The 21,670-nt window shown below is 60.9% G+C and carries 22 protein-coding genes; all 22 read left to right on the top strand.

The window, feature by feature from the left end; all coding sequences use genetic code 11:
- Positions 1-78 precede the first annotated feature (78 nt).
- Positions 79-495, top strand: a complete 417-nt coding sequence (gene rsfS / locus AC1VS5_RS06115; RefSeq protein WP_235895841.1) for a ribosome silencing factor — start codon at positions 79-81, stop codon at positions 493-495.
- Positions 496-528: 33 nt separating this feature from the next.
- A complete protein-coding gene (gene dinB, locus AC1VS5_RS06110) occupies positions 529-1,821 on the top strand; it encodes a DNA polymerase IV (protein ID WP_481218052.1) in 1,293 nt (430 codons plus the stop codon).
- A gap of 179 nt (positions 1,822-2,000) precedes the next feature.
- On the top strand, positions 2,001-2,339 hold the full coding sequence (gene rpsP / locus AC1VS5_RS06105; protein ID WP_019128356.1) for a 30S ribosomal protein S16: 339 nt from the start codon (positions 2,001-2,003) through the stop codon (positions 2,337-2,339).
- Positions 2,340-2,344: 5 nt separating this feature from the next.
- Positions 2,345-2,629 carry a KH domain-containing protein gene (locus AC1VS5_RS06100; protein WP_204626754.1) on the top strand — a complete coding sequence of 95 codons (285 nt, stop codon included), beginning with the start codon at positions 2,345-2,347 and terminating at the stop codon, positions 2,627-2,629.
- A gap of 6 nt (positions 2,630-2,635) precedes the next feature.
- Complete coding sequence (gene rimM, locus AC1VS5_RS06095; RefSeq protein ID WP_481218046.1) at positions 2,636-3,232, top strand: ribosome maturation factor RimM; 597 nt, start codon at positions 2,636-2,638, stop codon at positions 3,230-3,232.
- Entirely contained in the window at positions 3,232-3,996 is a 765-nt protein-coding gene (trmD, locus tag AC1VS5_RS06090; RefSeq protein WP_481218051.1) for a tRNA (guanosine(37)-N1)-methyltransferase TrmD, read from the top strand. Before rimM ends, trmD begins: the two co-directional genes overlap by 1 nt.
- Before the next feature lie 10 nt (positions 3,997-4,006).
- Entirely contained in the window at positions 4,007-4,567 is a 561-nt protein-coding gene (gene lepB, locus AC1VS5_RS06085; RefSeq protein WP_481218045.1) for a signal peptidase I, read from the top strand.
- 77 nt (positions 4,568-4,644) lie between these two features.
- Positions 4,645-5,559, top strand: coding sequence for a glycine--tRNA ligase subunit alpha (locus AC1VS5_RS06080; RefSeq protein WP_481218044.1), 915 nt, complete (start codon positions 4,645-4,647; stop codon positions 5,557-5,559).
- Positions 5,560-7,656, top strand: a complete 2,097-nt coding sequence (glyS, locus tag AC1VS5_RS06075) for a glycine--tRNA ligase subunit beta (RefSeq protein WP_481218043.1) — start codon at positions 5,560-5,562, stop codon at positions 7,654-7,656.
- A 110-nt stretch (positions 7,657-7,766) separates the two neighbouring features.
- Positions 7,767-8,600 (top strand): pyruvate, water dikinase regulatory protein, encoded by an 834-nt coding sequence (locus tag AC1VS5_RS06070; protein WP_481218042.1) that lies wholly within the window; start codon positions 7,767-7,769, stop codon positions 8,598-8,600.
- A 240-nt stretch (positions 8,601-8,840) separates the two neighbouring features.
- A complete protein-coding gene (gene ppdK, locus AC1VS5_RS06065) occupies positions 8,841-11,582 on the top strand; it encodes a pyruvate, phosphate dikinase (RefSeq protein ID WP_481218041.1) in 2,742 nt (913 codons plus the stop codon).
- A 137-nt stretch (positions 11,583-11,719) separates the two neighbouring features.
- Positions 11,720-12,061, top strand: coding sequence for a 50S ribosomal protein L19 (gene rplS, locus AC1VS5_RS06060; protein WP_019128348.1), 342 nt, complete (start codon positions 11,720-11,722; stop codon positions 12,059-12,061).
- A gap of 171 nt (positions 12,062-12,232) precedes the next feature.
- Positions 12,233-13,021, top strand: a complete 789-nt coding sequence (locus tag AC1VS5_RS06055) for a ribonuclease HII (RefSeq protein WP_481218050.1) — start codon at positions 12,233-12,235, stop codon at positions 13,019-13,021.
- Between the two features lie 165 nt (positions 13,022-13,186).
- Positions 13,187-13,642, top strand: a complete 456-nt coding sequence (locus AC1VS5_RS06050) for a YraN family protein (RefSeq protein ID WP_481218040.1) — start codon at positions 13,187-13,189, stop codon at positions 13,640-13,642.
- The gene (locus tag AC1VS5_RS06045; RefSeq protein WP_481218039.1) at positions 13,639-15,147 is read left to right on the top strand and encodes a YifB family Mg chelatase-like AAA ATPase; all 1,509 of its coding nucleotides are present in this window, start codon (positions 13,639-13,641) and stop codon (positions 15,145-15,147) included. The genes AC1VS5_RS06050 and AC1VS5_RS06045 overlap by 4 nt, the downstream gene beginning before the upstream one ends.
- The gene (locus tag AC1VS5_RS06040) at positions 15,144-16,097 is read left to right on the top strand and encodes a DNA-processing protein DprA (RefSeq protein ID WP_481218038.1); all 954 of its coding nucleotides are present in this window, start codon (positions 15,144-15,146) and stop codon (positions 16,095-16,097) included. Before AC1VS5_RS06045 ends, AC1VS5_RS06040 begins: the two co-directional genes overlap by 4 nt.
- A gap of 10 nt (positions 16,098-16,107) precedes the next feature.
- Positions 16,108-17,451, top strand: coding sequence for a methylenetetrahydrofolate--tRNA-(uracil(54)-C(5))-methyltransferase (FADH(2)-oxidizing) TrmFO (gene trmFO / locus AC1VS5_RS06035; RefSeq protein WP_481218037.1), 1,344 nt, complete (start codon positions 16,108-16,110; stop codon positions 17,449-17,451).
- Entirely contained in the window at positions 17,448-18,419 is a 972-nt protein-coding gene (locus AC1VS5_RS06030; RefSeq protein ID WP_481218036.1) for a tyrosine recombinase XerC, read from the top strand. The genes trmFO and AC1VS5_RS06030 overlap by 4 nt, the downstream gene beginning before the upstream one ends.
- 295 nt (positions 18,420-18,714) lie before the next feature.
- On the top strand, positions 18,715-19,503 hold the full coding sequence (rpsB, locus tag AC1VS5_RS06025; protein ID WP_019128341.1) for a 30S ribosomal protein S2: 789 nt from the start codon (positions 18,715-18,717) through the stop codon (positions 19,501-19,503).
- A 96-nt stretch (positions 19,504-19,599) separates the two neighbouring features.
- Entirely contained in the window at positions 19,600-20,472 is an 873-nt protein-coding gene (tsf, locus tag AC1VS5_RS06020; RefSeq protein ID WP_019128340.1) for a translation elongation factor Ts, read from the top strand.
- Between the two features lie 215 nt (positions 20,473-20,687).
- Complete coding sequence (gene pyrH / locus AC1VS5_RS06015; RefSeq protein ID WP_019128339.1) at positions 20,688-21,410, top strand: UMP kinase; 723 nt, start codon at positions 20,688-20,690, stop codon at positions 21,408-21,410.
- 2 nt (positions 21,411-21,412) lie between these two features.
- Positions 21,413-21,670, top strand: a 258-nt coding sequence (locus tag AC1VS5_RS06010; protein ID WP_481218035.1) for a ribosome-recycling factor, incomplete at its 3' end; no start/stop codon positions are given.

Here is a 21,670-nt window from a genome sequence, read left to right as displayed (position 1 = left end):
CGAAAGGACGCTATGAACCAGGAAAACGCAACCGACGCCACCGATGCCCTCATCGAGCCCATCGACCGCTCTGACGCCATGCCCGAGCGCGATGAGTCCGTAGCCTCGGTTGATCGCTCCGCGGCCTCGCTTTCTTCTTCGGGTGTTGCCGCCGAAGAGGTCGCTCGCGCAGCCGCGCAGGCTGCATTCGATAAGAAGGCCGAGGACGTCGTCGTGCTCGACCTCACTGAGCTTTCCGATGTATGTGACTTCTTCATGATTGCGACCGGATTCAACAACCGTCAGGTCGATACGATCGTCGATGAAATCGAGGAGCAGGTGGCCAAGGCATGCGGAGAGCATCCGTTCTCCATCGAGGGCCGCGATCAGCGGACGTGGATTCTCATGGACTACGGCTCGGTTGTCGTTCATGTGTTTACTCCTGAGGCGCGCGAGTACTATCGGCTCGAGAAGCTCTGGGGAGATGCTCCGCAGCTTTCGCTCGACTTGGTCTAAGAGCGCTCTGGGCACTCATGTATGCCCGTGATCATGGGGGAGCGGTGCGCGGTGGAAGACATCTTCGAGCTCTTTGGTAATTGGCGAGGTCCAGCCATCGGGCTTATGGACCTCGATGCCTTCTTTGCGAGCGTGGAGCAGCTCGATCACCCTGAATGGCGCGGTAAGCCCGTTATCGTAGGGGGGTCCCCCGAGGGGCGCGGCGTCGTTTCCACCGCTTCATACGAAGCGCGACCCTACGGGGTCCATTCAGCCATGCCTTCCGCCCAGGCCAAGCGCTTGTGCCCCCATGCCATTTGGACGAGCGGACATTTCGATCGCTACCGCGAGATGAGCGCAAAGGTCATGGACATCTTGGCCGATGAAACGCCCTTTGTCGATCAGGTTTCTATCGATGAGGCGTTCTTCGATATCACGCCGGGCCGCTTCTCGCGCGAGAACCCTATCGAGATTGCGAGCCGCATATCGCGCCGCGTGAGCGAGCTCGGCATCACGTGCTCCATTGGGCTGGGAACCAGTAAGACGGTCGCTAAAATCGCGAGCGATCGCGATAAGCCGCACGGGCTCACGATTGTTCCGCCCGGTACCGAGGAAAACTTCCTAGAGCCGTTGCCGGTGCGCGCTATGAGCGGCATCGGTACATCGGCGGAGACATCGCTCAAGAGGATGGGCATCTACACCTTGGGCCAGCTCGCTGCCGCCCCCGTGGCGCGCCTCGTCACGGTGTTCGGCACGAACGCACAGCTTATGCATGATCGCGCCGCAGGCCTCGAGGTAAGCGGCGTTGCCCCCATCGATGCTCCTGAAGAGACGAAGTCAGTAAGCAACGAGCGCACCTTTGCCCAAGATCTTACCGAACGCGCTGATATCGATGCGGCCCTTGCCCTGCTCGGTGAATCGGTCGGGCGCCGGTTGCGCAGGCGCGGGCTGGCGGGTCGCACGGTTACGGTGAAGGTCAAGTATTCTTACGGCAGTGGCCGCACGATCCAGCGTCGTCTGCCGCATGCCACCGACGACGAGAACATCTTCGTCTCCGTTGCGCGCTCGCTTATGGACGAGATCTGGACGGAAGGAATGCATATTAGGTTGCTCGGTATCGGCATGAGCGATTTCAGGTGCGATGGCGACGTTCAGACGGATCTGTTCTGCGAGGTCGACGAGCGCGGAGCCGTATCGAGCAGCAAGCGAGAGCTTTCGGTCGCCGTCGACAAGGTGCGTGAGCGCTTTGGCAACGGCGCGGTGAATTTCGGCCGAGCGGCACGCTTCGGCGACGACCTGGTGAGGCCCGACAAGTTCCTCAACCAAAATAAACCGAGTGACGCATAGGATCGCAATACCGCAGGGGCTTGCATTCTTAGATTTCATGCGTAAGATATGGAGGAGCCTGCGGAAATACCGAAGAAGTTGCCTGCTTGCACTTCACCTGCCCGCTCCGTTGGCGTATTATTACAACCTGTTTGTCTGTAGTCGCAGCCTTTTTGGCTGCATGGTTGGAGGAGTTTTCATTGGCAGTCAAGATTCGCCTTGCTCGTCACGGCTCTAAGAAGCGTCCGTACTATCGCGTCGTCGTGGCCGATTCTCGTTCCCCGCGTGATGGCCGCTTCATCGAGGAGGTGGGCCGCTACAATCCGCTGACCTCTCCCAAGACGATCAGCCTTGATATCGAGAAGATCAACGATTGGCAGAGCAAGGGCGCCCAGCTCACCGATGCCGTCGCAGCGCTCATGAAGGCTGCCGAGGAGGGTCCGAAGACCGAGACCGTGGCCAAGAAGTCCAAGAAGCAGCTTGCCAAGGAGGCCGAGGCCGCGAAGGCTGCCGAGGCTGAGGCTGCCACCGAGGAGTAGGCATCGTGGCCGAGGAGCAGGCGGTGGTTGCCGCAACCGAGGCCGAGCTCTCCGATCGCATCGCCGATCTCGTCGAGTACCTCGTGCTCAGCATCGTCGATGATGCTGATGCCGTGAGCCTCGAGGTTATCGATGGCGATAACGCCTCGGTCATCGAGATCACGGTTTCCGAGCCCGATGTCGCCAAGGTCATCGGCCGCCATGGCCGCACCATCAAGGCGATTCGCACGCTTGCGCGTGCACTTGCAGCTCGTCTTGGCACATCCGTCGAGGTCGAGGTCTTGGGTTAGGTCATCGTGTCGAGCGCCTATCGCAACATAGCCCGTGTGGTTCGTCCACATGGGAAACGCGGGGAGGTCATCGTACGTGCGGTACGTGGCCTTCCCTTTGTTCTGGAGCCCGGGATGGAGGTTGCGCTCACGCCACCGGCACTCGAGCGTGACCGCTTCTGCACCGTGCGTTCGGTTACGGATACCGGTCAGGATTGGCTCGTTGCTTTCAGCGGTATCGAGGGAATCGATGGAGCAGAGTCCATCAAGGGCTGCTATGTGCTCGCACACGCTGAAGATGTCGTCCTCGATGGCTTCGAGGCTGCATGGGAAGATCTTGTCGGGCGCAACGTCGTCGATGCCCGATTTGGTGAACTCGGCCGCATTACCGGCGTTATTGAGACTCCGGCCAACGATGTGCTCGAGGTCGAAGGCCCCTTTGGCGAGGTGCTCGTTCCCATCATCGAAGAAGCGATGGATGAGATTCCGCCTACGGGACCACTCAGCACCCATATCATGGATGGCCTGATCGATTCCAGCAAGGTTCAGCAGGTCATGAACGAACGTGCCGTTTTGAAGGCGCGCCAAGGAAGCGACCGAACGGGGGAAGTGGACCAAGCATGATGCTCATCGAGACGCTTTCCGTCTTTCCCGAGATGTTCGAGCCCGTTATGTCGACATCCATCCTTGGACGCGCCCGACAGGCGGGCATCTTCGATTTCAGAGCCTATGATCTGAGAGACTGGACCCACGACCGGCATCGTACGGTCGATGACGAGCCTTATGGCGGCGGCCAGGGCATGCTCATGAAGGCTCCTCCCATCTATGAGGCGGTACGTTCCATCGCGAGCTCGGGCCCGCGCCCGCACGTCGTGTTCTTCACACCGTGCGGCGCGCCCTTTACCCAAGCTGCAGCTGAGCGGCTTGCAATGCAGGAGCGTTTGCTGTTTGTGTGCGGTCGCTATGAGGGCATCGACGAGCGCGCCTACGACCTTGCCGATGAGCGGATCTCGATCGGGGACTACGTTCTTACCGGCGGGGAGCTTGCCGCTATGGTGGTAACCGATGCCGTGGTGCGCCTACTGCCCGGTGCGCTCGGCGACGCGATGAGCAGCGTAGATGAATCGTTTGCCACAGGCGATTCGGGTGGTCTGCTGGAATACGCCCAGTACACGCGCCCCGCCGAATTTGAGGGGGCCGTCGTTCCAGATGTTCTCCTTTCTGGAGACCATGCCAAGGTCGATGCCTGGCGTCGCGAGAACGCAATCGATCGCACGTGCCGCTGGCGTCCAGACCTGATTTCTTCCGCACGCCTCACGGACTCAGAGCGCGCCCTCGCAGAGGAGCTTATCGCGCGCTATCATGGGCCCAGTCAACAGAACGCTTAGGAGTGCAACCGTGGTACCGCAGCAGCATTCATTTGTGAGGAGCCTCCTCGAGTGGGTCATCATCTTCGCGCTCGTCTTCGTGTTCTTCATCTTCATCCGGTGGTTCGTCGTGGAACCCTACCGAGTCCCCACGGGCTCGATGGAGCCCACGATCGAGGTGGGCGACCAGGTGCTGGCTCAAAAGGTCACCATCAACCTTGGGATGGGAGTGAACCAAGGCGACATCGTCGTCTTCCGTAACCCCGACGGCGGCTCGGACCACGATATCCTTGTGAAGCGCGTCATCGCGACCGCGGGCCAGACCGTCGATCTTCAGGGCGGCGTGGTGTACGTAGACGGCGAACCGCTTTCTGAGGCCTATGCGCAAGGCGACAGCTATCCGCTTGCGGCGCAGGCGGAAGGGGTCTCAGTTGGGTTCCCCTATACGGTGCCAGAAGGCTGCGTGTGGGTAATGGGCGATAACCGCGAGAACTCTGCCGATTCACGTTATTTCGGCGCGGTTCCCGAAGACGACCTCATTGCCGTGGTGTTCTTCCGGTACTGGCCTTTTAACAGGTTGGGTGGGGTGTAAACCAACTCCGGCGCAGCACCTTTCCTCAACGCGATCTTAGCTTTCTATTCATCAGAAACCAGAAGGGTAGGCAAGGCATGGACACGAGCGTTCGTACCTTCCAAGACATCATCCTTTCGCTCCAGCGCTATTGGGGCGAGCAGGGATGCGTCATCATGCAGCCGTACGACTCCGAGGTGGGTGCCGGTACGTTCCATACCGCGACGACCCTGCGCAGCTTGGGTCCTAAGCCTTGGCGCACCTGCTACGCGCAGCCTTGCCGCCGTCCCGCCGACGGTCGCTACGGTGAGAACCCTAACCGCATGCAGCACTACTACCAGTTCCAGGTTCTCATCAAACCCTCGCCGGTGAACAGCCAGGAGCTCTATCTCGACTCGCTCAAAGCAATCGGCATCGATCCGGCTGAGCACGATGTTCGCTTCGTCGAGGACGACTGGGAGAGCCCCACGCTTGGTGCCTGGGGCCTTGGCTGGGAGGTCTGGCTGAACGGCATGGAGGTCACGCAGTTCACTTACTTCCAGCAGTTGGGCGGCATCGAGGTCGACCCCGTCCCCGTCGAGATCACCTATGGCCTTGAGCGCCTAGCCATGTACGTGCAAGGCGTGAACTCCGTCTACGACTTGGTGTGGAGCTACCTGCCCGATGGCACGCCCATGACCTACGGCGAGGTCTTCCTGGAAAACGAGCGCGAGTTCAGCGCGTACAACTTCGAGGTCGCCAATGTGCCCATGATGCGCCAGAAGTTCGACGACTACGAGCGCGAGTGCCATTCCTGCCTGGATGCCAAGCTGCCGCTGCCGGCGTACGACTGCGTAATGAAGTGCAGCCACGCCTTCAACATCCTTGACGCGCGCGGTGCGCTTTCCGCTGTGGAGCGCGCAAACTACATCCTGCGCGTGCGCACCGTGGCCAAGGCCTGCTGCGAGGCCTACCTTGCCGAGGTCGCTGGTGCAGATGCAAACGACGACGCCCGGGAAGGGGAGGTGGCATAAATGGCCGAGACCAAGGACCTGCTATTCGAGATCGGCACCGAGGAGATGCCGTCCGCGCCGCTCATGAACGCTGTGAAGCAGCTTAGCCCGCTCATGGAGCGCGGCCTCACCGAGGCCGGCCTGGCCCATGGCCCTGTGCGCGTCGTGTCTTCGCCGCGCCGCCTCGCCGTGCTGGTTGACGCTGTTGCCACGGCGACGGACGAGGTGCACGAGGTCAAGCGCGGCCCTGCGGCCAACATCGCCTTCGATGCCGACGGCAATCCCACCAAGGCTGCCGAGGGCTTCGCCCGCAAGTGCGGCATGACCGCCGCTGAGCTTGTGCAGCGCGAGGATACCGATGGCCGCACCTATGTGTTCGCCGAGCGCAACATTCCTTCCGCTCCCGCGATGCCGTTGCTTTCCGCCCTATGCGAGCGCATTATCGCTGGGCTTGAGTGGCCTAACTACCGAAGCCAGCGCTGGAGCTCGACCCACGAGACCTTCGTGCGCCCCATCCGTTGGATCTGCGCACTGCTGGGCACCGAGATCATTCCCGTTCGCTATGCCGATGTAACGAGCGGAAACACCACGCGCGGCCATCGCGTGCTCGGGCCGGGTGAGCATGAGGTAGCAGAGCCCGCCGTCTACGAGCAGGTACTTGAGCCCGCCGGCGTTCTTTCTGAGGAGCGCCGCCGCGAGGTCATCGCTGCCGGCATCGCTCAGGTCGAGGCCGAGCGCGGCGGGGCCCATGTGGACACGCCCAAGAAGGTGCTCGACGAGGTCGTGAACCTCTGCGAGTGGCCGACGGTGGTCGTGGGAACTTTCGACGAAGAGTTCCTGCAGGTCCCGCACGAGATCATTTGCGAGTCCATGCTCTCCAACCAGCGGTATTTCCCCATCTACGACGCCGAAGGCCAGCTGACCCGCGAGTTCGTGGTCGTGGCTAACGGCCGTCCTGAGTGCGCCGCCACCATCATCGATGGCAACGAGCGCGTGGTCCGCGCCCGCCTGTACGATGCGAAGTTCTTCTACGACGAGGACCTCAAGGTTTCGCTCGAGGAGTTCCGCGAGCGCCTGGCGAGCGTCGTATTCCAGGAGAAGCTCGGCACCGTGCTGCAGAAGAGCGAGCGCATCGAGGCCCTTGCCGGCGAAGTTGCCCGCGCTGCCGGCTGTGACGCCGTGGTGACCGCCGACGCGGTTCGTGCCGCGCACCTCTGCAAGGCGGACCTCGTCTCCAGCGCCGTGGTCGAGTTCACGAGCCAGCAGGGCGTCATGGGCGGTTACTATGCACAGGCCGCTGGCGAGACCGATGCCGTCGCTGCTGCGATTCGCGACCACTACCGCCCTCGCTTCGCCGGCGATGAGCTTCCTGAGGGCATTGCCGGATGCATCGTTGCCGTGTCTGACAAGCTTGATACCATCGCAGGCATGTTCGCGATCGGTGAGCCCCCGACCGGTTCCAAGGACCCCTTCGCGCTTCGCCGCTCCGCTATCGGCCTGCTCAACATCCTGCGCAGCCGTCTGGGATGTGGCTACGAGGAGCTCGTCGCGCATGCGCTTGCCTCCTACGCCGCCCAGGGTATCCAGTTCGATGCCACTGAGGTGCAGGCTGCCGTCTGCGCCTTCATCAAGGGCCGCATGGAGCAGATGACCCGCGACGAGGCTGTCTCCGCGGACGTCGTTGCTGCCGTCTCCGCTGGCTCCGTGCGCGTCCCGGCGAGCTACCTTGCACTCGCTCATGCGCTCGAGGACGCTCGAGCCAATGATGCCGCGACCTTCGAGAACCTGGCAACCGCCTACGCTCGTGCGAGCCACCTTGCCGACGCATCGCTTGGTGTCGAGGTTGACTCCGCGCTTCTGGGTGATGCAGAGGCGAACTTGCTTACCTCGACCGACCAGGCCCAGCAGCGGGTTTCCGATGCGCTTGCCGCTGGAGACTTTACCGCGGTGATCGGCGCGCTCGCATCGCTTCGCGAGCCCATCGACCGCTTCTTCGACGAGGTGCTCGTCATGGACGATGACGAGGCGCTGCGCCAGAACCGTCTGCGCCTGCTCAACCGCTTCGCCGCCGTCTTCGCCGACGTAGCCAACATCGGCGAGCTCGCGAAGAAGAAGTAGCTAGCGTCCCGTTCATCATCGAACCCTGCGCCCCGCTGTGTCGTTGCACCGTGGGGCGCTTTAGCATCTTCGGTCAATCACGCATAGCTTCATTCGGAGACAGGGGCACCATGGATAAGCTCGCGACGGTACTTGTGATATCCGACGCTTTGGGCGAGACCGCTGCTTCGGTGGCGCTCGCGGCGGCGGGTCAGTTTGATGAAGGAGCCGTGGCTATCGAACGATTGTCTCGCGTTCAAGATGCGCGGCAGGTGAAACTCTATTTGGAATCCTTGGCGGGTGCAGCCAGGAAGATCGCCGCATTCCATACCATTGCCCAAGACGAGCTTCGCAGTGAGGTTGCGGGCCTGCTTGTCGAACAAGGAATTGCCGCGGTCGACCTTCTCGGTCCCGCTATTGATACCATAGCGGCGCTCACCGGGCTCGCGCCAAAAGGCATTCCCGGTATCATCCATCGTACTGATGAGCACTACTTCCAACGCATCGCCTGCATGGAATACGCCGTCGAGCATGACGACGGTAGGGGAGCGGACGACCTCTCCGAAGCCGATATCGTGCTCATCGGCGTGTCCCGTACGTCAAAGACGCCGCTTTCCATGTACCTGGCGCTACAGGGCTATCGTGTGGCGAACATCCCGCTCGCACCCCAGATTGAGCCCCCGCAGGCACTGTTTGAGGTCGATCCCGCGCGTGTCTTCGGGCTCGTAACGACGGTGGAAGCCATAGCTCCCATCCGGGCCCAGCGCCTTGGCACCGCGCAGGCGCAATCAGTTGCCGGCTCATATGCAGATCCCACATCTATCGAGCTGGAATTCGCATATGCTCGCTCCCTCATGAAGCGTCTCGGATGCTTTGTGGTCCATACAGATGGCAAGGCGATCGAAGAGTCGGCAACCGAGATTATCGAGCGTCTTAATCGCATACTTTCGACGAGAAATGCATAAGCCGTATGAAACATGCCTGCAATCATCGCTTCATACACCCTTCATAAGCTGGGATGACACTAACTGGTATCTTCATACCATATCCACTTAAGCGACCACTTACCGCATAATCGCAGCCGACTACCGGAGTCCGCGTGGTCTGCACAGCTCCTCGGCCTGCGCATCGGATACTACGCCTGAGCAGTATGTGCTCAGTCGTACCACGATACGCAGCCATGCGCTGCCGAAAGGGGGAGCATCGTGAACGATGTGAAGCGCGTCTACCGGTTTGGCGCGGATGCCGCCGGAAACGACGTGACGGAGGGCCGTGCGAGCATGAACTACGTGCTCGGAGGCAAGGGCGCGAACCTTGCTGAGATGTGCCGGATCGGTCTGCCTGTGCCGGGAGGATTCACCATCACGTGCCAGACCTGCACGGACTACACCGGTGCCGGCGACACGTGGCCCGAAGGCGCCCTGGACGAGATCGCTGATGCGGTGCAGGACCTTGAGGCGCGTATGGGAAAGCGTTTAGGAGATCCAACAGACCCTCTGCTGGTTTCCGTACGCTCAGGTGCGCCATTTTCCATGCCGGGCATGATGGACACGGTGCTCAACCTTGGCCTTACCGACGCATCGGCTCAGGGTCTCATCACGCAGACGGCCGACGAGCACTTCGTCTGGGATTCCTACCGACGCTTCATCCAGATGTTCTCAAACGTGGTGATGGGAATCGACGCGGATCTGTTCGAGAACGCGCTGACCGAAAAGCGCCTCATGGCGGGAGTCCGCACGGATTCGGAGTTGAGCGCATCTACGCTCCATGAGCTCGTTGAGGAGTTCAAGCAGATCTTCTGCATGCATGTGGACCCTGAGGCTCACCCTGAGCTCATGCAAGAGGGCCGCGTCGTCTTCCCGCAGGATCCGAAGGTTCAGCTCAAGCTTGCCATCGAGGCTGTCTTCGGAAGCTGGATGAACGAGCGCGCCTCGATCTATCGTAAGCAGCATGGCATCTCCGATAGCCTTGGCACGGCCGTCAACGTGCAGGCCATGGCCTACGGCAACAAGGGCGAGAGCTCGGCTACGGGTGTCGCCTTCACGCGCAACCCCGCAACAGGCGAGCGTGAGCGCTATGGCGACTTCCTCGTGAACGCGCAGGGTGAGGACGTCGTCGCAGGCATTCGCAACACCGAGCCCATCCAAGATATGGCAACGTATCCAGCGCTCGCGCAGGCGGCCGATGACCTGGAGCGCATCTTTGTGATCCTCGAGAACCACTACCATGACATGTGCGACATTGAGTTCACCATTGAGCAAGGAAAACTCTGGATGCTGCAGACCCGCTCCGGCAAACGCACCGCCCGAGCGGCGCTCCGCATCGCTATCGAGATGGTTGAAGAGGGCCTCATCGACCGCGAAACGGCAGTAAAGCGCATCGATCCCAGCCAGCTCGACCAGCTCCTCCATCCGCAGCTCGATACCACGGCCTCGTTTGAGGTACTGGCGCGCGGATTGAACGCGAGCCCTGGTGCTGCGGTGGGCGAGATCGTGTTCAGCTCCGATGACGCCGTCAAGCGTTCGAACGAGGGCCATCCGGTCATTCTCGTCCGCTGGGAAACGAATCCAGATGATCTTAAGGGCATGGTAGCTGCGGAGGGCATCCTGACCAGTCATGGCGGAAAAACGAGCCACGCCGCCGTGATTGCACGCGGCATGGGCACGCCCTGCGTCTGCGGCGTCGAGGCCTTCCATATCGATGCAAAGGCCAAGGAGGTCCGCATCGACGGCTCGGACGTGGTGCTGCACGAGGGAGACCTCATCTCCATAGACGGCGGCGAGGGGATCGTGGTTCTCGGCGCCATGCCTCTCACACGCGCAGAGCTGACCGGCGACCTCGAGACTGTCCTCGGATGGGCTGACGAGATTCGCCTGCAAGAGGGTAGCTCGCATCCGTACCACGTACGGGTCAACGCGGATAATCCAGACGACGCCGCCCTCGCGCTTGAGTTCGGGGCTGAGGCGATCGGTCTTTGCCGCACGGAGCATATGTTCCTCGGTGAGCGCAAGAACATCATCCAAACGTATATCCTGAGCGAGGGGGCGCAAGAACGGAGCAGGGCCTTGGAAGAGCTGCTTCGGGTGCAAACGAGCGACTTTGTCGAGATGTTCCGCACCATGGATAGACGTGACGTCGTGGTGCGCCTCATCGACCCGCCGCTTCACGAGTTCCTGGACGATCCCCGAGAGCTTGCCGTAGCTCTCGCGCGCCGCGAAGCGGAAGGTGCCCCGCAAGACGAGCTCAGTTTGCTTCGAGCCCGGCTCCGCCGAATCGATGCCATGGCGGAATCCAATCCGATGCTGGGACTGCGCGGCGTACGCCTGTCCTTTGCGTTCCCCGACCTACCGCTCATGCAGGTCCGCGCCATCGCGACCGCGGCGGCGACGCTCATACGCGACGAGGGGCACAGCCCACGTCCCGAGATCATGGTTCCGCTCGTATCGGTTGCGTCAGAACACATCCAGATGCGGTCGATTGCCGAACGCGTCATCCATGAAGTGGAGTCTGCGTTTGGCGTTGCGCTGGACATACCCATCGGAACCATGCTTGAGCTCCCGCGCGCATGCCTTACCGCCGATGAAATCGCCCCGCATGCCGACTTCTTCTGCTTCGGCACGAACGACCTCACACAGACGACGTTCGGATTCTCGCGTGACGACGCGGAGGCGAAATTCATCCCCGCATACCTCCATCAAAAGCTCCTGACCGCTAACCCGTTTGAAACCATCGATAGCGCCGTTCTCGAGTTCGTGCGCATGGCGGTTTCGAAAGCGCGCGCAGCGCACCCTGGCATGACATTCGGTGTCTGTGGCGAACATGGAGGCGACCCTGCATCGATCTCACAGCTTTTCAATATCGCAGGCGTTGACTACGTAAGCTGCTCACCCTACCGTGTTCCGGTCGCACGGCTTGCCGCCGCCCATGCGAAGCTTGCGATCCGGTAGGCGAAAGGGGTGCGTAGACGTTTCTTGAAGGAAAAAAGGGGCTTGCGACCTGCTGCACATTGCGTATAATTAAGCCCGTTTGCCAACCTACGTGCCGGCGTACGCGTGCGGCACCTCTAGAAGAGTAAGGAATTGAAATGGACTACATTCGCGCAATCGAGCGCCAGCAGATCCGCGAGGACATCCCTCAGGTCCGCGTCGGCGACAACGTCAAGGTTCACTATCGCATCAAGGAAGGCGACCGTGAGCGCGTCCAGGTCTTCCAGGGTGACGTTATCCGCATGAGCGGTGGCTCCTCCCGTGAGACCTTCACCGTTCGCAAGATCTCCTTCGGCGTGGGCGTCGAGCGCACCTTCCCGCTTCACAGCCCCAAGATCGCCAAGCTCGAGGTCGTGCGTCACGGCCGCGTGCGTCGCGCTAAGCTTTACTATCTGCGCGACAAGGTGGGCAAGGCTGCTCGCATTCCCGAGAAGCGCTAATTCTCAACATAGATGCACCTCAAGGGCCGTCTCATTGCAGGCGGCCCTTTTCGTCTACGACCAGGGTTTCCCATCTGAGAGCCGTTGCGATAGCCATAAGCGCACGAATCCGCCCGTCAGACGGCGCAACGTATCCAGCAGCGGCGCGCAGTCGTTCCAAGGGAGTAAATGATGGCCAATCAAGTGAGCTCGCGATCCGCCTCCGAGGTCGCCGCAGTGCTGGGAAGCGCAGCGCTTGAGGAGCTTCCCGCCCTGATTGAACGGTATCGTGACGACCCGCGCAAGCAAGTCCAGTCTGCGCTCGCTCGCGCGGAGCGGCGCTTGGATCGCGAGCGCGCCGAGCGCGAGCGTGTCGACGCGATGTATGCAGAGATGGCAGAGCTCGGTGGCCCGGGCGTCGTCGTTGGCGTGGACGAGGTGGGGCGTGGATCGGTGGCAGGTCCGCTTACGGTCTGCGCCGTCTGCTTGCCGGAGCGCCCGCGCATCTGGGGGCTCAACGATTCGAAGAAGCTCACTCCAGCGCGAAGGGAGCGTTTGGTAGAAGAGATAGCACAGGTTGCAGTTGCTATAGGGTTTTGCCATATTCCGGCCGCGGAAATCGATCGCATCGGCATGGCGTCGGCGCTGCGCCGTGCCGTTGCAGGCGCCGTCGCCGATACCGGGCTTACGCCCGACTGCGTGCTGATGGATGGAAACCCACTGGGGGCGGTAGACCATGAACGCGATGTTGTTCATGGCGATGCTCGCGTTGCCTGCATCGCCGCTGCCTCGATTGTTGCCAAGGTGACGCGCGACGCGCATATGGTCGAGCTCGATGCCCTGTACCCCGAATATCACCTCGCCGAGTCGAAGGGCTATGCATCTCCTGAGCATATTGCCGCGATCAAGGCCCATGGTCTGACCGAAGAGCACCGCGTGAGCTTCTGTGGGAACTTCTTGGAAACTGAGAGCCTCTTCTAACCAGCGCTATAAACGGTTGCGCATGCTGCGTTGCCCATACGCTGCGTCGGAGAGGCGCCTGTTTAGATTCTGTTCAGCTTCTGTTCCGTGATGTGTCAGCTTCAAAGGAATTATTGACCTGTTCCATGGGAGACGATGCTTCTACCGCTAGGGGAAGGAGCAACCATGGGTGCAGTAGAGGGAACCCTCCGTTCGGCATACGATCTTACCGACATGGCCGAAGGTGAAAATGTTGACGATTTTACCGCCAAAGAACTTGGCAATCTAGGCGAGCTCATTGCCGCGAGCTACCTTGACCATCGCGGTTACGAGGTTCTTGAACAGGGGTATCGGTGTCCTGAGGGCGAAGCGGACCTCATAGCCTACGATCCCGACGAAGATGTCATCGTATTGGTCGAGGTTAAAACACGACGCGTGCACGAACTCTGCTCTGCGGAACCTGAGGCCGCCGTAGATCGAAGGAAGCGAGAGAGGTATCGACGCATCGCGTCCTGCTATCTCATGGATCGCTTTCCCGTTCTATCCTTGCGGTTTGATGTGATCGGCATATCGGTTACATCCGAGACGGAAGCCATCATCGAACATTACTTCGATGTGTTCGCATGGGAAGCAGACCGATGAGCGCCCCGGTGTATGCAGTGCATGCGGCGTGCATCCGAGGTGTCGAGGCGGTGCCCGTCACCGTCGAGGTCTCCATGGGCGGCGGCCTTCCGAGCATCTCGATTGTGGGCATGGCTGATTCAACAGTGCTCGAGGCGCGAAGCCGTATGCGGTGCGCATTGAGAAGCGTTGGATTCGAGGTCCCTAAAAAGAGCATCACGATCAACCTCGCTCCGAGCGACATGCGAAAGTCTGGAACGGGCCTCGACCTTCCCATCGCGGTCGCCGTGCTTGCCCTCTCTGGCCAAATACCTGTAAACGACCTCGACAGCTGTCTCTTCGTTGGGGAACTCGCACTTGATGGCTCGGTATGCCCCGTAAAGGGTGAGATTGCCTACCAGGTGCTTGCTCGCGACACGCACCTTACGCTCATCGAGGGCCCGTCCTCTCCCCATCAGGGGCTCTTTGAGGCGGCCCGGTTTGAGCTCGATAACATCGCGCGCCTTAGGATGGGCGTTCGCGACGCGATTCATCGCTGTGACCTGGAACTCGATCGGCCACCTTTGGAAATGAAGCTCGACTATGCCGATGTGGTAGGTCAAGAGGTTGCGAAAAGGGGGCTTGCTATCGCCGCCGCAGGCGACCTCGGCTTGCTCATGATCGGCGCACCGGGCTCAGGTAAAACCATGCTCGCACGACGCATGACAACGATTCTCCCTAAGCTCACGCAGGCTGATCAACAGGAGGCGCTCTGCATTCACTCGGTAGCAGGGGAGGACATCTCAGGCCTTTTGGCAGGCGACCGGCCTTTCCGTAGCCCGCATCACAGCATATCTGCCGCCGGGCTCGTTGGGGGAGGGCGACCCGTGCGCCCGGGCGAGATCAGCTTGGCACACGGTGGATGCCTCTTTCTCGATGAGCTTGCGGAATTCCCTTCCGGCGTCCTGCAGATGCTCCGTCAGCCACTCGAGGAAGGGATGGTTCGCATCGTTCGAGCCGACGGTATGTACATCTTTCCCAGCCGATTCCAACTGATAGCGGCAAGCAACCCATGCCCCTGTGGTTACCTTGGCGATCGCGAAGTGGCATGCACGTGCTCGGCCACCGCCATCGAACGCTACCGGTCTAAACTCGCTGGACCCCTTATCGACCGCATCGACATCGTGCTCGATGTTTGCAGGCCCGATCCATCGCTCATCATCGAGGGCGCCGAGGGCATGGATTCAGAAGGGCTTTCCGCTATGGTCGCGACCGGGAGAGCGTTCGCGCTGGAACGGAGAAACGATACCGAGCCTGCTTCCACATCGTCTCGAACATCGCTCGATAAGGCCATTGCTGCCTTCCATCTGGATCGTGATGCAGAGGATGCTCTCGTGGGGCTATCTCAATGCAACAAGCTTACCGGCCGCGGCATCAAGCGCCTTTGCCGGATAGCTCGAACGGTTGCGGATATGGATGAATCAGCATGCGTCCGGCGCCCCCACGTTCTGGAGGCATCTATGTTTCAAGGGAGGAGGAACGCATGATGGGGCCAACCGTGAAAGCTTCTCGCATTGCCATCGAGCGTGGTTCCGACGGCTATCCACCTGGAGTTCTCGACCTAGCCAACGCCCCAAAACGACTGTATATGCTTGGAAACCCTGAAGCCCTGCAGGGCCCAGCTATCGCAATCGTCGGTACGAGGAGGCCGACGCCATACGGCATCGCACTCACTGAGCTCGCCGCCGAGCTTGCGGTGGAAGCCGGCATCACGGTTGTATCCGGGGGCGCCATAGGATGCGACCAAGCTGCGGGTATGAAGGCGCTTGCCTGCGGGGGCGTCCATGTGGTCGTGCTGGGATGCGGAGCTGACGTTATCTATCCCTCTTCCAGCAGAAAGCTTATCGACAAAACCTTAGATGCTGGGGGCGCGGTTGTTTCGATTGCGCCATGGGGAACGAAGCCTCAGCGCTTCCTCTTTCCGCAGCGGAATCGTGTTATCGCAGCGCTTTCGGAAGCGGTGTTCATTGGAGAGGCCGGAATGCCTTCCGGTACCTTCAGCACCGCAGAGGCGGCTATGGAGCTTGGCAGGGAAGTGCTTGTTGCGCCCGGGTCGGTTTTCTCTCCCGAATCTCGCGGCGCGAATTATCTCATCAGCGTCGGCGCGTGCTGCATTACCGATGAAGAGTCGCTCGAAATCGCGCTGTCACGCATTTACGGTGTGCTCCGGCATCCGCATGGGCCTCTCCGCGAAGTGGAGTCTGCCGACCCGCGCGAACAACGCGTCCTGCGTGCTTTGGCCGCAAGCCCGATGCGCTCAGAGGATATAGCGCGGCTTGCTGGGCTCGATGCACGCGGGTGCCTTGAATTCCTCAGCGACCTCATGATATCGGGGCGCGTTGAGCAGCTCATTGATGGACGGTATGCGCTCACCAAGGAAGTTCTTCACGCAATGACGGCAATCGGTCAAAATGATGGGTCAAGCAACCAACGATAAGGAGCCATCTATGCCTTTTGATCCCGTCATCGTAGTAGGCGGAGGTCTCGCGGGATGCGAGTGCGCGCTGCAGCTTGCTAAGCGCGGCGTACCCGTGAAGCTCTTTGAGATGCGGCCCCACACGAATTCCCCCGCACATCGTACCGATGGCCTCGCTGAGCTCGTGTGCTCGAACTCGCTGAAGGCCACCCGAATCGACAGCGCCGCGGGGCTCTTGAAGGAAGAGCTTGCACGCATGGGCTCAGAGCTTCTGCAGTGCGCCAACGCAGCGTCCGTGCCAGCCGGTGGCGCGCTTGCGGTAGACCGCGAGACCTTTTCCACCCTGGTTGAGGAGAAAGTGGGAAACGAAGAGCTCATCGAGCTGGTGCGCGAGGAAGTGACAACGATACCCACGGGCAGGGTCATCATAGCAGCGGGCCCTCTCTGCTCACCCGCGCTGAGCGAGGCCGTGCTCGAGCTCGTCGGAGGGTCGTCGCTCTCGTTCTTCGATGCTGCGGCGCCCATCGTGGACGCCGAATCGCTCGATCGCTCCGTGCTGTTCCGGCAATCCCGCTATGGAGAAACTGAGGTTGGCGACTACCTGAATGCCCCCTTCACGAAGGATGAGTACGAGGCATTTATCGACGCCCTCGTTTCGGCAGACCGCGTGGTACTCAAGGATTTTGAACACGGTGGGCTGTTCCAAGCCTGCCAGCCTGCGGAGGAAGTTGCGCGAACCGGTCGAGACGCCCTTCGCTTCGGCGCGATGAAGCCTGTTGGCCTAACTGATCCGCGCACGGGACGCCGTCCTTGGGCCGCCCTTCAGCTTCGTGCGGAGAATCGCGAGGGCACCGCCTATAACCTCGTAGGCTTCCAGACGAACCTCACCTTCGGAGAGCAGAAGCGTGTGTTCCACATGGTTCCGGGCCTCCAAAACGCCGAGTTCTTCCGTTATGGCGTCATGCACCGCAACACGTTTGTCGATGCGCCCCATGTGCTCGACTCCACCTTCGCCGTTCCAGGGACACAGGTGCGTTTGGCTGGGCAGATAACCGGCACCGAAGGGTATACCGAAGCCATCGCCTCTGGTCTTTTGGCAGCCCTCAACACCTATGCCGATCTTATCGGCGCAGCTCCGGTAGCGCTGCCCAAAACGGGCGCCCTGGGCGCGCTCGTTGCCTATGCGACCGATTCCGCAACCGAGGACTACCAGCCCATGCATGTGAACTTCGGGCTTGTTCCGCCGCTTGAAGATGGAGTGCGGCGTGGCAAGCGGGATCGATATCGCGCCTATGCGGACAGAGCGCTCGCCGATTTCGATGCCTATCTTGCCACGAGAGACGAGCTGTTTCCCATGAAGGGCGCGTCTCGATGACAGCGCTCGCAACCGAGGCTACACACGACGGGGCCATGGAGCCTTCTCGCGACTTCCTCAACGCGGTCGATGCGTTCATCGCCTACATCGCGCGCGTTGAGGGCTTTTCGCCCGAAACGGTTCGCGCGTACGAGGGCCATCTTGAAGCTTACGGGCGATGGTGCGCGCGGGAGAGCGTCAACGCGCTCGAACCGGATATCCACGACCTTCGAGGATATCTTGCCTATCTCAACCGCGCCTCGTATGCGACGCGCACCATCGCGGCCCATCTATCTGCCGTTCGGTCGTTTTTTCGATGGGCCCATGCAGAGGGCATCGTAGATACCGACGCCGCCTCGCTTGTGCAGATGCCAAAGATGCCGCGTTCTCTCCCCAAAACGGTGTCCTCCGCCGAGATGCAGCGGCTTTTGGCCGCTCCCGACACGTCGACTCCCTCTGGCATGCGCGATGCCGCGATGCTCGAGCTGTTCTACGCAACGGGCGCGCGTATCTCAGAGCTGTCGCACATCGATATCGCGGACTTCGATTGGACGACCAGGACGGTCCGCCTCTTCGGAAAGGGCTCGAAGGAGCGCATCGTTCCCGTCTATCGCCGTGCCCTCGATGCGACCCGTACCTATATCGATGACGCTCGGCCCCTTCTGGTGCGAGCCTCAAGCGATTTGGCAGCGATGAGGCGCGTTGATGGGCCGCTCTTTCTATCCACGCGAGGAAACCGTATGGATGCAAACGCCCTGAGGTACCGGTTCCATAAGCTGTGCCGCGAGGCCGGCTTACCGGCCGATATTACGCCGCATGTGATGCGCCACACCTTCGCTACGGACCTTCTCTCTGGCGGAGCAGATCTGAGGAGCGTCCAGGAGCTTCTGGGCCATGCAAGCCTTTCTACCACGACGCTCTACACCCATCTCACACCCGATCGCCTGAAATCGGCCGTCATGCAAGCCCACCCGCGCGCCGATGTATAGCCGATCGCTGCGTCAGGTGGATAGACCGTCTCAAGATTCGGTGCACGTCGACTCCCGTCGCGCAAAACCGCTCGCCTGCGTTTTCACATACGGGCAGATGGAATCAGGTGGAGTTTCGATTTGTGGTTGGAAACGCAGCGCGCACCTGCTATCATGCTGAACGTTGCCGATTCGGCAGCAGTACCATCACACACGCGCGGCTACTTTCCCGCCGTGGTGCCCGGGTGCCGGTAGCACAAACCCGGGTGGCAGGGGAGGGCTGACCCCGCGCGGAGGCAAACCACAGGAGGTTATCATGGCTACCAAGATTACGATCCGCACCCTGCTCGAGGCTGGCTGCCACTTTGGTCACCAGACCCATCGTTGGAACCCGAAGATGAAGCCGTACATCTTCGGCGAGCGCAACGGTATGTACATCCTCGACCTCAAGCAGACCATCATCAACGCCGACCAGGCCTACACCTTCCTGCGCAACACCGCGAAGTCTGGCAAGATCCTCTTCGTGGGCACCAAGAAGCAGGCTCAGGAGGCCGTGAAGAACGCTGCCGAGCGTTGCGGCATGCCCTACATCAACCAGCGTTGGCTCGGCGGCATGCTCACCAACTTCGTGACCATCCGCTCCCGCATCAACCGCATGGAGGAGCTCGAGGGCATGGTTGCCGACGGCAGCATGGCTCTTCGTGGCAAGAAGGAGCAGTCGGTGCTCGGCAAGGAGCTCGCTAAGCTCCAGGCCAACCTCGGTGGCGCCCGCGACCTCAAGGGTCTGCCCGCTGCGCTCTTCGTCATCGACACCAAGCGCGAGGAGAACGCCATCAAGGAGGCTCGCCGCCTCAACATCCCGGTCATCGCTCTGCTCGACACCAACTCCGACCCCGACGAGGTTACCGAGCTGGGCATCGGCATCCCCTGCAACGATGATGCCATTTCTTCCGTCACCCTCATGTGCGAGCTCATGGCCGACGCCTGCATCGCCGGCAGCAACAAGCCCGAGGTGACCGAGGCCGAGATGGCTGCTTCCGAGCTTCCCGCCGAGGAGGCCCCCGTTGCCGAGGCCGAGACCGTCGAGGCCGCTCCTGCCGAGTAGGCACCCCCGGAATCGATCGGGGGCGTACGTCATACAGGCGCCCCCGATGTTTGCAATCCTTAGTAAACAAGGGCATTTCTAGAGAAAGGGGCCATGATGGCCAACATCACCGCCGCCCAGGTCAAGCAGCTCCGCGAGATGACCGATTCCCCCATGATGGAGTGCAAGAAGGCGCTCGTCGAGGCTGACGGCGACATGGATGCCGCTGTCGACATCCTCCGTAAGAACGGCCTTGCCGCTGCCGCCAAGAAGGCCGGCCGCGAGACCAACGAGGGTGCCGTGGGCGCGTTCGTTTCCGACGATGCTACCGCCGGCGCTCTCTGCGAGGTTGCCTGCGAGACCGACTTCGTGGGCTCCAACCCCAAGTTCACCGGTTTTGCCGCCGCCGTTGCCCAGGTCGTCTCCGAGACGAACCCCGCTGATGTCGACGCGCTCCTCAAGGAGTCCCTGGAGGGTGAGACCGTTGAGTCTGCACTCACCGAGCTCATCCACACCATGGGCGAGAACATGAAGATCACCCGCTTCGCTGCCCGTAAGGCCGCAAACGGTGCCGTTTCCAGCTACGTGCACATGGGCGGCAAGATCGGCGTTCTCGTGGAGTTCGCCTTCAACAACGCCGAGACCGCGCAGAACGAGGCCTTCAAGACCTTCGCTCACGACGTGTGCCTCCAGGTTGCCGCTGTCGCTCCGATCTGCGCCGTTCGCGAGGACGTTCCTGCCGAGACCATCGAGCACGAGATGAGCATCTACAAGGCCCAGGCCGCTGAGTCCGGCAAGCCCGAGGCCATCCAGGAGAAGATCGCCACCGGCCGCCTTGAGAAGTTCTACAAGGAGCAGGTGCTCACCGAGCAGGCTTTCGTCAAGGATGCCGACATGACGATCGCTCAGTATGCCGCCAAGGTTTCCAAGGAGACCGGCGACGAGATCCGCATCGTCGGCTTCGACCGCATCTCCCGCGCCGACGCGTAAGCACAGACGCCTGTTTTGCTTTCTATCGAGCCCGGTCTCTTAGCGAGCCGGGCTCGATTTTTGTAATTCGGATCAGTGAAGGTTGCGAGAACCATCCAGAATGACCACTCGAGGCATTTCCCCATCTGTTGCATTCTGGAAGCATGCTCTCCTTGCACATTACCGTAGCCCACTTTGTTAGAATGTCGTAAGGTACGACTCAAAGGAGGATCCTCTTGTCCGGCTATCGTTACAAGCGCGTACTGCTTAAATTATCCGGCGAAGCACTCATGGGTGAGGGCGTTTACGGCATCGACCCTGCGGTGACCGACCGCCTGGCGCACCAGGTTGCCGATCTTCGCAACGACGGCATTGAAGTTGGCGTCGTTGTGGGCGGCGGCAATATCTTCCGTGGCATGGCCGGTGCAGCCAAGGGCATGGACCGTGCGCAGGCCGATTATATGGGTATGCTCGCCACCGTCATGAACGCACTTGCTCTGCAGGACGCCTTCGAGCGCGCCGGGTGCGAGTGCCGTGTGATGAGCGCCATCCAGATGAACGAGGTTTGCGAACCGTATATCCGCCGCCGCGCTATGCATCACCTTGAGAAGGGCGATGTGGTCATCTTCGCCGCGGGATCGGGTAACCCGTACTTCACTACCGACACCGCCGCCGCATTGCGCGCCTGCGAGATCGATGCCGACTGCCTTATCAAGGCAACGAAGGTCAACGGCATTTACGATAAGGATCCCGTCAAGAACGACGATGCCGTCCGCTTCGATACCATTTCATACCACGAGGTGCTTGTCCGCGGCTTGCAGGTTATGGACACCACGGCCACCGCACTTTGCCAGGATAACAACATGCCCATCATCGTCCTCAACATCGAGGGCGAAGACACCATCAAGCGCGCACTTGCGGGCGAGCCCATCGGCACCGTCGTCGTTGAGGAGGACTAACAATGGCACAGATCACCGACCGCATGGACAAGAGCCTCGAGAGCCTGTCCCATGAGTTCGCCAAGGTCCGCACGGGCCGTGCGAACGCGAACATCCTTTCCGATATCACCATTGATTATTACGGCGTGGCCACGCCCATCACGCAGGTCGCCGCGGTCAAGGTCCCCGAAGCGCATATGCTCATGGTCGAGCCTTGGGACAAGTCGGTCTTGAACGCCATCGTTCACGCCATCAATGCCTCCGACCTTGGCATCACGCCC

It is taken from the genome of Enorma sp. (assembly GCF_982429025.1).
This window is presented reverse-complemented; position numbering and strand designations above follow the sequence as displayed.

Coding starts and splice junctions, on each gene's coding strand:
- rsfS (WP_235895841.1), top strand. CDS start 79: ATGCCCGAGCGCGATGAGTCCGTAGCCTCGGTTGATCGCTCCGCGGCC.
- dinB (WP_481218052.1), top strand. CDS start 529: ATGGGGGAGCGGTGCGCGGTGGAAGACATCTTCGAGCTCTTTGGTAAT.
- trmD (WP_481218051.1), top strand. CDS start 3,232: ATGCTCATCGAGACGCTTTCCGTCTTTCCCGAGATGTTCGAGCCCGTT.
- AC1VS5_RS06080 (WP_481218044.1), top strand. CDS start 4,645: ATGGACACGAGCGTTCGTACCTTCCAAGACATCATCCTTTCGCTCCAG.
- glyS (WP_481218043.1), top strand. CDS start 5,560: ATGGCCGAGACCAAGGACCTGCTATTCGAGATCGGCACCGAGGAGATG.
- AC1VS5_RS06070 (WP_481218042.1), top strand. CDS start 7,767: ATGGATAAGCTCGCGACGGTACTTGTGATATCCGACGCTTTGGGCGAG.
- rplS (WP_019128348.1), top strand. CDS start 11,720: ATGGACTACATTCGCGCAATCGAGCGCCAGCAGATCCGCGAGGACATC.
- AC1VS5_RS06055 (WP_481218050.1), top strand. CDS start 12,233: ATGGCCAATCAAGTGAGCTCGCGATCCGCCTCCGAGGTCGCCGCAGTG.
- AC1VS5_RS06050 (WP_481218040.1), top strand. CDS start 13,187: ATGGGTGCAGTAGAGGGAACCCTCCGTTCGGCATACGATCTTACCGAC.
- AC1VS5_RS06045 (WP_481218039.1), top strand. CDS start 13,639: ATGAGCGCCCCGGTGTATGCAGTGCATGCGGCGTGCATCCGAGGTGTC.
- AC1VS5_RS06040 (WP_481218038.1), top strand. CDS start 15,144: ATGATGGGGCCAACCGTGAAAGCTTCTCGCATTGCCATCGAGCGTGGT.
- trmFO (WP_481218037.1), top strand. CDS start 16,108: ATGCCTTTTGATCCCGTCATCGTAGTAGGCGGAGGTCTCGCGGGATGC.
- AC1VS5_RS06030 (WP_481218036.1), top strand. CDS start 17,448: ATGACAGCGCTCGCAACCGAGGCTACACACGACGGGGCCATGGAGCCT.
- rpsB (WP_019128341.1), top strand. CDS start 18,715: ATGGCTACCAAGATTACGATCCGCACCCTGCTCGAGGCTGGCTGCCAC.
- tsf (WP_019128340.1), top strand. CDS start 19,600: ATGGCCAACATCACCGCCGCCCAGGTCAAGCAGCTCCGCGAGATGACC.